This window comes from Xanthomonas sp. D-109 (assembly GCF_017746095.1).
Classification (GTDB): domain Bacteria; phylum Pseudomonadota; class Gammaproteobacteria; order Xanthomonadales; family Xanthomonadaceae; genus Xanthomonas_A; species Xanthomonas_A sacchari.
The window spans coordinates 1-11,064 of sequence record NZ_JAGHWV010000023.1 but is presented as its reverse complement, the minus strand read 5'-3'; the positions used below and the strand labels follow the sequence as shown (position 1 = coordinate 11,064).

The following is an 11,064-nucleotide window of genomic DNA, read 5'->3' as shown; positions in this document are numbered from 1 at the left end:
AAGACGTGACTGCCGACAATGCTTGGTTTATCCGGCCTCCATCACTGCGCGCGGCGCGTTCCTTCCGGCTGTACTGCTTCGCCTATGCGGGAGGAAACGCGTCGACCTTTCTCGACTGGCAAGCATTGATGCCTGACTCCATCGAGGTGTGCGGCGTCCAACTACCGGGGCGAGGTGCGCGTTTTCGCGAGGCGCCGATCCACTTGCTGTCTGCACTGATCCGCGAACTCGCACCCGCTTTCTCCCGGACCGTTGATCGTCGATTTGCTTTTTTTGGGCACAGCCTAGGCGGCCTGATCGCATTCGAGCTGAGCCGCGCGCTTGCGCAGCTCGGCGCAGTGCTACCGACACACCTGTTTCTTTCTGGTGTGCATGCACCACGATTCCGCGATCACGAGCGCAACTATCATCGCCTAGACGATGCAGGTCTCGCACAGGTGCTGAGGAACTACGGCGCGACGCCTTCGGAGATTCTCGATCAACCGGACTTGCTTGCGCTGCTTCTGCCAACGATCCGTGCCGATTTCGCCATGGCCGAGACCTATCGCTATCGACCTGGCCCGCGTCTCTCCGTACCGATCACCGCACTCGCAGGGCGAGACGACGAACGTCGCACTCTCGATCAGGTGGATGGATGGGCTCTGGAAACCAATGCTGAATTTTCCACATGCTGGTTCGACGGCGGACACTTCTTCCTCAACCCCTGTCGTGCCGAGGTTATTGATCTCGTTCTCTCCCGGCTGCGCAATCCCTCTGCTCCGATGTCGGTGCGCCATGTCAGTTGATCGCGCGCGAACTGCGGCGCTGCGTTCGACCCGGAGTTGCTGATGGCAAAAGCACAGAGAGCTTTCCGGCGATATCCGCTATTGACGCGCATGCTGCTGTTCGTCCTTCTTCCGTTGGTCGCACTGTCGCTATGGGCCTGGATCGGACTGCATCGGGCCTTGCCCGCAGCCGGGTTGACGCTTATCACGCGGGGCGTGAGTGCACCGGTCGAACTACGGCGAGATACCAACGGTGCGGTGCATATTCGTGCGGCAAACGACCGCGACGCGTACTTCGCAGTCGGCTACGCGCACGCCCAGGATCGCCTTTGGCAGCTAGAAGTGCAGCGCCGCATGGTGCGCGGACAGCTCAGTGAGGTATTCGGGAAAGGCAGTGTCGATCTCGATGTATGGTTCCGGACTCTCGGGTTGCATGCATCCGCGCAAAGTGCCTGGCCAGCGCTGAGCGAAGACGCACAGACCTCGCTGAGCGCCTACACCGCCGGCATCAATGCGGCGATCGCAGATACGTCGACCCTGCCAGTCGAGTTCCACCTGTTGGGCGTTCGCCCGCAACCTTGGACGGAAATCGATTCGCTCGCTTGGATCAAGGTATTCGCGCTGAACCTCAGTGGCAACTACCGCCGGGAAATAAGCCGGGCACTTGCCGGAGCATGGCTGACTCCGAGCCAGGTTAGCCTGTTCTTCCCCGACGATCCGGATGATGGGCCCACAACGGTTCCTTCCGCTGCGGAGCAGCGATCGCTCACGATGCTTGCGCAGGCACACGACCGGATCGTTGCACAGACCCGCCTGGCGGTTCCCGGCACTGGCAGCAACGCTTGGGCGATCGCCGGCGCCCACACGGTCGACGGCGGTTCGATACTCGCCAACGATCCACATCTCGGACTACAGATTCCATCGCTGTGGTATGTGCTCGATGTGCGTACGCCGACATTGCATGTCGCCGGCATGAGCCTGGTTGGCTTGCCGCTGGTGATTTTCGGACGTAACGACGACATCGCCTGGGGCGGCACGAATATGATGGCGGATACCCAGGATCTTTTCCTTGAGCGCATCGATGCAACTGGAACCCGCTATGAGGCGGGCGGCGGCCTACAACCCTTCCAGAGCCGACTTGAGGAAATCCGCGTTCGCCCGGATTTCCCTTCCAGCTTGCGACCAGCGTATGCACCTGTCAGCCTGACCGTTCGCACCAGTCGACATGGGCCGATCATCAGTGACTACTACCATGTATTGGATGCGCCGATAGCGCTGCGCTGGACCGGCCTGGATCCTGGCGATACCAGCTATGAGGCCTTCTTTCGGCTCAATCGCGCCAAGGATTGGGCAGACTTCCAGGCGGCCTTGCGCCTGCATGTCGCGCCTACACTGAACATGCTCTATGCCGATCGGGCCGGCCACATCGGCTATCTTGGCGCCGGTCGGCTTCCTCTCAGACGCAAAGGCGAAGGCACCATGCCTGTGCCGGGCTGGGACGATGCCTATGGATGGTCGGGGTACGTACCTACCGAGGCGTGGCCTCAAAGCTACGACCCGCCGTCAGGCTACCTGGTCAACGCCAACAATCGGGTTGTCGGTCGCGACTATCCGTTTTTCATTTCTCACGACTGGGCACCACCTGCGCGCGCGCAGCGCATCGAACAGCTCTTGCGTTCCCGCATCGAAGAGGGCAAGAAACTCGGCATTCCCGACATGGCGCGCATCCAGGGCGACACCTTGGACCTGGACGCGGTTGCGATGCTATCTCTCTTACGCCCTCGGCTGCCGCGCGGCGGCCATTCGGCAACGGCCGCGGCATTGCTGGACGCGTGGGATGGGGACATGCGCGCTGACAGCCAGGCTGCCGCGATCTTCCATGCATGGATGCGGCACTTTCGCGATGAAGTGTTCGCCGACAAGCTCAGGACGAAGTGGGATGATCCCCAGGGTACGCGCCTGCTCGGCGAACTGGGCAGCGACCTTCCCTTGTCCCGCCTTGCCTTGCTAGTTCAAGAAGATCCGGACAGATGGTGCGACCGGCGCAACACATCCGATCGCGAAGACTGCGCACACGCCCTGGCCGTCTCGCAGACAGCGGCGCTGAATGAACTGCACAAGCTGCGGGGCGATTGGAGTATGCAGGATTGGCGTTGGGACTCGGTGCACCGCACTATCTATCGCCACATGCCGATGAGCAGGATCAAGCCTTTCGACAAGCTATTCGAGCGGCGTATCGGCAATGGCGGTTCCGACAACAGCATCAATGTCGCACCATCCGACTTCGCTGATGCGGACGGCTATCTGCAGGGGTTCGGCCCTGGCTTTCGCCAGATCATGGCGATGGGGCCGCACCGGATCGCCCACGTCTACATGAATTCGACCGGACAATCGGGCAACCCGCTGAGTCCGCATTACGATGACATGGTGCGGCCGTTCCAGGCATTGCGCTACTTGCCGCTCGGCGACAACGCGGGTGCCGCAAAAGAGCCAAGAAAATGAATCTTTTCAGTGAGTTCTCGGCGCGCGCGCCGAATCGGGTGTTCGCGTCGGTGGTGCTCGGCGGGCTCTCTGGTGCCAGCTACTCCCTGCTCATTCCGCTGGTACTCAGCGTGATCAGCAACGAAGACATTCGGCTCGAGCACGTGGTTGAACGGGCTCCGCATTTTCTAGGACTCGAGATCGCGCACGCGCCATTCGCGGCGATTTTCGCCCTGACCTGCCTGTTCATCCTCGTGGCGCGCTCTCTTTCCCAAATCATGCTCACACGATTGTCGATCGATGTGGCCTCGGATCTGCGCGCAAGCATGTACCAGCGCATCGTACGCGCGCCGCTGCCAGCGCTTGAGCGTATCGGCGAGGCACGTTTGATTGCAGCGCTCACCACGGACATTCCGCGCATCGTCAATGGCGCGAGAGTCATGCCCGATCTGATGATCGACACCATCGTGACGGTAGGCATGCTGGGGTTTTTGCTGGTCCTCAATGTCGACGTTTTCTTTTTTGTCATCGGTTGCATCTTCTTCGGCATCCTCACTTATCAGATTCCGATGCTTTTGGCCCAGCGTCGCTTTGTCTCGGCGAGAAGGGCCTACGATCAGTTGCAACAGTCGATGAACGGATTGATTCACGGCATCAAGGAGTTGAAGCTGAGCGATGCCAAACAGCGGGACTTTTTCGAATCCGTCCTGATGAACCACGAAAGAAATGTCAGCGGCGGCGAGAAGGCAGGACACACGTTGTTCCGGGCAGCGGGCACCTATGGAGACCTGCTGAGCTTCTTCGTCATCGGCTGCATCATGTTCGTGTTCGTCAACTACCGCCTGATCAGCAACGCTGAGCTGATCGGCGTGGTAATGGCGCTGCTCTATCTGACCGGTCCTGTCGCGATGATTCTTGCCAACCTGCCTTTATTGAGTTTCGCCAGGGTATCGTTGCAACGCTTCTCGGCGCTTTCTGCCGAGATCCCCGAAGAGGAAGTCGGTACGTCGGCCACGGTGATGCCGATCCGTGACGGCATTCGCTTCGAGGGTGTCGTCTACCGGCACATTGCTGAAGCCAATGAGCGGCATTTCCAGGTAGGACCGATCGACCTGGAACTACGCCTCGGTGAAATCACGTTCATCGTCGGCGGCAATGGTTCAGGCAAATCCACCCTGAGCAAACTGATTACGCTGCACTACCGCGCGTCGGATGGACGCATTCTGGTAGACGGCGCTGCACTCGCGGCAAGCGGCGTCGGCGCTCTGCGCCAATCGATCTGTGCGATCTACTCCGACTACTATCTGTTCGACCGCGTGTTGGGTCGGGCCGGGGAGACCGACGCCGTCGCGCCACTGGTCGAACATTACCTGAGGATGCTTGGCCTTGAAGGCAAGGTTCAATACCGGGAAGGACGCTTTTCGACGCTGGCCCTCTCCGACGGGCAACGGCGGCGGCTCGCGCTGCTCGCCGCGATTCTGGACGATTGCACCCTTTACCTGTTCGACGAATGGGCCGCCGACCAAGATCCCGAATTCAAGGCGGTCTTCTATCGGGAAGTGCTTCCGGCGCTCAAGCGCCGCAACAAGGCGATCGTCGTCATCAGCCATGACGACCGCTACTTCGATGTCGCCGATCAGCTGGTGACGCTGGAAGAGGGAACCATTGCGCGCATAGATCGCGCCAAGCCAGTGGATGCAGCCTCGCCAGTGGCACGCCATGGTTTTTCCTTGTGCGGAGTCGAGCCCGAATCGCCTCGTTAATCCGCCGCCAGCTCAACGGAATAGGCGAGAGTCGTTATTTTCCACCCGGACTCTGTCCTTACCAATAGCCAACATTCACGTCCGGAATTCGTCGCTTTGCCATCGGCTATAAAGGTATAGTCGAATGAGACCGTCGCGACGTCGCCATCAGAGTCGATCTTGACGTTGGAAAATGTCTCTTCGCTGGAAGTGGGGCTATTGGCGATTTCGTCGATGAAAGCAGTAGGATTGTTTTCGGTTTTGAAGCGCGCCTTGATCGCCTTCGGACTTTCGTTTCGTACTTTCGCGAGGCTGCGATCGGTCAGCACGGACTGCCAGGGCAAGTCTGGCTTGACGAAAAGGGAAAGGAATTTTGGCTTGTCGCGTTCGATGATCGCGGTTCTGAACGATTCGACGACGGCATGGATCGCCCCCTGATCTTCAGCTTGCGCGGGTTGCTTCGCCGAAGCGACAAAAGCCGTGGCAAAGAAAAGAAGGCTGAACGCGGCAATACGTTTCATGTCTGACAGGTTCCTTGCGGTAGAGCGGATGGTTGTTTCATTCGGCGCCCGCGTGGACATCTGCGGCCATCAAGGCGTCGCGCACGATCGCGGCAATTTCCGACATGTGCATATCGTCGAACATCCGATTGTGGCGCATGTCGACCGTCACCAACTCCAGGTCTCCTGCAACCAGGCCTTTCCATTGGCCGACCATGCCCGGCATGTCGTGCGCATCGTCGCGAGCCGCTACGTAGAGTGCGTCTCCTTCCAATCCGAGCGGGCGATAGCGCAAGCTCATGTAAATGACGTCACGCACAGCCCAGAGACTCCTCAGCATCTCATCGCGACCGAAGCCATCTGTCGTGACCAACTGGCGCGATTTCAACAATTCCAGTGCGCGGTCGAGCAACGTATCCACATCGAGGCTCGCCGTGTCGGCACGCTCCAGATCGCCGATATCCTCGACGTACTGCAGCAGATCGTTCACCTTCAACAGGTAATACAGTGCCTCCAGTTCGTTCCACTTTTGCACCGGCGGCTCGCCACTGGCGATCAGCGCGTCCAGCATGACCAGATGCGAGACCTCCTCGCCGGCCCGGCGCAACTGGCGCGCCATTTCATAGACCGCCAGTCCACCGAAGGACCAGCCTAGCAGGCGGTAGGGGCCGGTCGGCTGATGCTGCTTGATCAATCCGATGTAGATCGTTGCGAGTTGCTCGATGGACTCGCACGCGATGTCCTGACCAGCGAGTGCTGGGTACTGGATAGCGTGGACCGACGCCGCGCTGCCGAGGCGGCTGGCGAGCTTCGCATAGAAGGAAGCATCGCCTGTGCCACCGTGTATGCAGAAGAGAGGAGGCGCCGCGCTACCTGGCGAAAGCTTCATCATCGCAGAAGTCGACCGTTTGGATTGGCTCGCGGACAAAGCCGCAACAGACGGAATCTCCGCAGCCTGCAGGCTCATCAAGGCTTCGATTGTCTGTTGCTCGAACAGGTTCCGGATAGAAAGATTCAAGCCAAGCGCCTTTTTTGCGCGGTTGATCATGCGGATCGCTGCAACCGAATTTCCACCAAGGTCGAAGAAGCGGTCGTCGATGCCGACCTTTTCCAATCTCAGTACCTCCGCCCATATCCGCGCCAGTTCCGCCTCCACGTCGTTGCGAGGCGCTGCGAATGCCCGCGTCGCCCGCTGCGTTTCCGGGTCGGGGAGGGCGAGCCGATCTAGTTTTCCGTTGGGGGTCAGCGGCAGACGTTCGAGTACGGTGATGCTATCGGGCAGCATATAGGAAGGCAATCGTACCTTCAGGTGCGTGGCCAACTCCTGTGGACGCAGGCCGCGCACACTCATCCTGCTCAAACGGTCCAGACTGTCGAGCCCGGCCAGGATGCGCTCTCCAGGCAATCCGAAATCGATGAGACATGCAATCTCGTCAGCACCCGCGTCATAGAGTTCGTGGACGATCGGAACGCACGATTCCGGCGAACCCACGAGCGCCTTGGTGGCGAGAAAGCGTTCCACCGCCAGGCCGATCAGCTCCTCTGACAACTCCTCATCCGCCAGGACTTCAAGCCCTACTGCGGCACCGACTTCCTTGCGTAGCCTCAATTGAGAGGTGAAATAGCGCTCCAAATGTGGCCGCGCTTCGGTCATGGCGGTGTCCGCATTTTCATGGACGTACGCATGGACCATGACGGCGACCTTGCCCGTCGCCGGATCGAAACCGGCATCACGACGAGCTTTACGATAGGCAGCGATCTTTTCGCTCAGGCCGACCGTGGTTGTGTTCAACACATGGGTAAGTACATTGGCGCCGAGCCGGCCAGCATCCTCGAAGGTCTTGAGTGCGCCGGCAGCGGTGATCCATGTTGGCAATTCGGCCTGTATCGGACGCGGATGGCTTCGCACGTCCACCTCTGCGCCGACGCCATTGGTCCGAGAAATCGGACCGCCCCGCCAGAGATTCTGCACATCCGCGATGCTCTTGAGCATGACCGCGTGGCGATCGGCGAAGTTCTCGGGCTTCAGCACGAAATCGTTGGGAACCCAGCCCGAGGCGAACGACAGTTCAACGCGACCATGAGACAGCCGATCGACGACTGCCCACTCCTCTGCGACGCGTAGCGGATCGTGCAGCGGCAGGACAACGCTTCCGGAACGCAGGCGCACGCGACTGGTGACCATCGCAGCCGCCGCACTGAGCACCGAGGGATTCGGGAACACGGCTCCGACTTCCGTGAAATGGCGTTCTGGCGTCCAGACCGCGTTGAAGCCGAGCGTATCGGCGCGACGTACCGTCTCGATGTACAACGCTATTTCGTCGCTTGTGGAGGTCGCTCCCGAATCCGAGAAGTAGAACAGCCCGAACGGCACATGGCCGCTTTCCTGACGGACATCGGTTGCCGGCACAACGTAGGCGGCCAAATGCGTGTCTTCGTCTTGTCGCCGGGCAACGACCACCGCATCGGTGACGCTAGCGTGCTCGATCAACGCATGTTCTATCTCTCCAGGCTCGATCCTGTAGCCGTGCAGGTTGATCTGGCGATCCGCGCGGCCAAGATATTCCAGGCCGCTTCCTTCTCGCCAACGGACCCTGTCGCCTGTACGGTACATGACGCGCCCTGGTTCGAACGGACAGGGCAGGAAGGATGCGTGGCTGAGATCAGGCCTGCCGTAATAGCCGGGTCCGATGCCAAGGCTGGTGACATAGAGATCCGCTTCGACCCCATGCGGTACGGGGCGCAGGCGTTCGTCCAGCAGGTAGAGTCCGACGTTCGGCATCGGCATGCCAAGCGCCACACCTGTCCGCGCCTCGAAGGGCGAGACGCGGTGCGCCGTCGCATCCCAGAACTCGGTGGTTCCATAGATGTTGATCAGGTCGACGTGCGGCAAGGTCGCTACGAAACGGTTCGCCAGTTCCAACGACAGCGGCTCGCCACTGGAGACGCAGTACTTCAAGTCGGGGAGCGCAGTGCGGCTTGCCTGCAGGTGCGACACCATCGCAGCCAATAGAGTCGGCACCAGGACGAGATGGCTGATCCTGCTCTCGCCGAGGACGCGACAGAACGCGTCGGGATCCTGGACTGTGTCGTGCGGAAGGATCTCGATCACGCCGCCTGTCGTCAGCGGCATGAAGACTTCCCAGAATGAGTCGATGAAGTTGATCGACGTCTTCTGGCCGTATACTTCAGAGCCGTCGCGAAGCCTGCGTTCTGGCAGCAGGCGGCTGGTCAAGGCACGGTGCAGGCCGATCACACCCTTTGGACGTCCGGTTGATCCTGACGTATAGAGCAGGTATGCGACGTCTTCGGAAGAAACATCCACAGGAACAGCGGCAACGGCGGCATCCGGCCAGTCATCCAGCGCGATCAACGTACGGCCGTCTCCGGCAACACGCTCCGCATGACAATCCAGCGTCACCACGACGCGGCAGGCGCTGTCGAGCATCAGGTAATCGAGACGCTCTTGGGGATAGTCTGGATCCAGTGGCAGATACGTCGCACCAGCCTTGAAAATCGCGATCATAGTGGCGACCTGATCGATTGAACGGCGCAGGCAGGTACCGACAACCGCGCCTTTGCCGACCCCGGCCTGCTGCAGGCGCCCAACGATGCCATTCGCACGACTGGCAAGTTGGCCATAGGTCATGCGTTGATCGCCGGAGCGAATCGCCAGACGGTCCGGTGACGCCGCCGCCTGCTCCTCAAAGAAATGGTGGATGCAGCGATTCTCAGGGATGGGCACTGTTTCTCCACGACAACCGAGGATGAGCGCCTGTTCTTGTTCGCGAGTGAGCACAGACAGTGCATTGAGCGACACAGGCGAAGCCGCCGAAAGCGCATCGACGATATTTGCCAGCGAGACCCGCACCAGTGAAAGAATCAGCTCAGGATCGATTCCGGTGGCAGCCTGGATCATGAACTTGAACGAGGTTCCGTAGTCATCCACCGACAGGGTGAGAGGGTAGTTGTTTCCTTCGTGTTGTGCGATGAACTCGACCTTGTCCACGGCAATGTCGGGAACGACCGCGCTTGATACCGATCGGTCCTTCGCGCTGCTGTGCCGATAATTGATCACCGATGTGAACAGCGGAATGCCATTCGGAAGATTGGCGGCCTTCTGCGTGGCGGTGAGCGGTGCATGTTCGTGATGCAACAGGTCTGCCAGGAGCGTCTGCATGTCGCGGACGCAGGTGGTCACCGGGCGCTCTGCACGGACCAAGACCGGCAACGTGTTGATCGACACACCGAGAATACGTTCGTTGCCTCCGCCGGTCTTGAGTCGGCCGAACATGACCGTGCCGAATACGGGCAGATCGGTGTTGCAGAGCCGTGCAAGCACGTGTCCCCAGGCGACGTGGATCATCGCCGTTGCGCTCAACCCCTTTGCGCGTGCGATGTTCGAGATCGACTGGCCGAGTTCGCCATCGATCACCGTACTGCTCTCTATGATCTCGGAACCATCCCGATGTACGTCGAGAAGGCCGAACGGCGCGGTCGTCCTGTCCACGTCCTGGAGCAGATCGCGGAAAAAGGCATCATGCTCGTTCCGGTCGAGACCCGAGCGCAGCTTCGCCACAAAGTTGCGGTAAGGAATCGGCTGAGGAAGGTGCTCGCCTTGGCCCGCCATGATCGCCATCAGTTCGGAGGTGATGATGTCACCTGTGGTGCGGTCGGTCGTGAGATGGTGCGAAAGCTCCATGACCACCAACCGGCCGGACATGTCGCGTGCGACCATCAGTTTGATCAGCGGTGCATCGCGCAGGTCGAGACGATAGAACGTAGGATCGAAGCGTGCCTTCAATTGTGCGACGACATCTGCGCCGGCGGCATCGAGATCGACGTATTCGACATGTATATGTGCTTCTCTCAGCACCACCTGGACTGGCTCGCGCAGTGCTTCCCAGCGCAGTACCGTGCGCAGGATGTCATGACGCGCTATTACCTGATCGTATGTCTTGATGTAGACATCGAAAATCTCCTGATCCGCGAAGCTGTAGATACTCCAGATCAGATAAGGGTCGCCTTTCTCTGCCATCAGATGATGAAACAGCATGCCTTCCTGCAAGGGCGTCAGGGGATAGATATCCTGTATGCCGCGTGCGCCATTCGGTACCGAGGCGACGATCTGATCGATCTCTTCCTGACTCAGCGTGACAAGCGGAAGCAGTTCCGGCGTTATGCGATCGGCGCCTGGTACCAGTAGATTGGGAGGAATCTCCTGCGTCTCCGTCCGCTCGTACTCGAATGCCTCGCCGGCTTCGATGCGTGCGATGATTTCCTCGCGATGTTGCTTGATCATCTCGATCAGTTCGCGATCCCTGAGTGCACTTCCGGGACCACGAAGGCCAAGTTTGCCCTCGGCTACGCGCAGAGAGGCCTGCAGGCGCTCGAGCGTGGCGCGGATGGCGGAAATGCTCATAGGAAGATCTCTCCGTATTCTTGGGTATTGGCCGCGATCTCGGACAGCACGGGCGTCGTGAAGAGCGTCCGGATGTCGGCCTGCAGATTGGCGCGCCGCATTTGCTCCATCACGCGCACGGCGAGCAGGGAATGTCCCCCGAGTTCGAAGAAGTT

Annotated in this window: 5 protein-coding genes; 3 read left to right on the top strand and 2 right to left on the bottom strand. The window is 59.9% G+C overall.

Annotated elements, in window-relative coordinates:
* Positions 1-5 precede the first annotated feature (5 nt).
* From J7357_RS17845 to J7357_RS17835, 3 genes are all read left to right on the top strand, one after another.
* Positions 6-785 carry an alpha/beta fold hydrolase gene (locus tag J7357_RS17845; RefSeq protein WP_209248533.1) on the top strand — a complete coding sequence of 260 codons (780 nt, stop codon included), beginning with the start codon at positions 6-8 and terminating at the stop codon, positions 783-785.
* Positions 786-875: 90 nt separating this feature from the next.
* Entirely contained in the window at positions 876-3,266 is a 2,391-nt protein-coding gene (locus J7357_RS17840; RefSeq protein ID WP_209248531.1) for a penicillin acylase family protein, read from the top strand.
* Positions 3,263-5,008 carry a cyclic peptide export ABC transporter gene (locus tag J7357_RS17835; RefSeq protein ID WP_209248529.1) on the top strand — a complete coding sequence of 582 codons (1,746 nt, stop codon included), beginning with the start codon at positions 3,263-3,265 and terminating at the stop codon, positions 5,006-5,008. The genes J7357_RS17840 and J7357_RS17835 overlap by 4 nt, the downstream gene beginning before the upstream one ends.
* On the opposite strand, the gene J7357_RS17830 is transcribed toward J7357_RS17835, so the two are convergent.
* Together J7357_RS17830 and J7357_RS17825 are read right to left on the bottom strand one after the other, a co-directional pair.
* A complete protein-coding gene (locus J7357_RS17830) occupies positions 5,005-5,508 on the bottom strand; it encodes a nuclear transport factor 2 family protein (protein ID WP_209248527.1) in 504 nt (167 codons plus the stop codon). The genes J7357_RS17835 and J7357_RS17830 overlap by 4 nt on opposite strands.
* 37 nt (positions 5,509-5,545) lie before the next feature.
* Positions 5,546-10,909 (bottom strand): non-ribosomal peptide synthetase, encoded by a 5,364-nt coding sequence (locus J7357_RS17825; protein ID WP_209248525.1) that lies wholly within the window; start codon positions 10,907-10,909, stop codon positions 5,546-5,548.
* Positions 10,910-11,064 lie beyond the last annotated feature (155 nt).

What these genes read in the sequence shown, in the direction of transcription:
- J7357_RS17840 (WP_209248531.1), top strand. Translation starts at nt 876, where the DNA reads ATGCTGCTGTTCGTCCTTCTTCCGTTGGTCGCACTGTCGCTATGGGCC.
- J7357_RS17835 (WP_209248529.1), top strand. Translation starts at nt 3,263, where the DNA reads ATGAATCTTTTCAGTGAGTTCTCGGCGCGCGCGCCGAATCGGGTGTTC.
- J7357_RS17830 (WP_209248527.1), bottom strand. Translation starts at nt 5,508, where the DNA reads ATGAAACGTATTGCCGCGTTCAGCCTTCTTTTCTTTGCCACGGCTTTT.
- J7357_RS17825 (WP_209248525.1), bottom strand. Translation starts at nt 10,909, where the DNA reads ATGAGCATTTCCGCCATCCGCGCCACGCTCGAGCGCCTGCAGGCCTCT.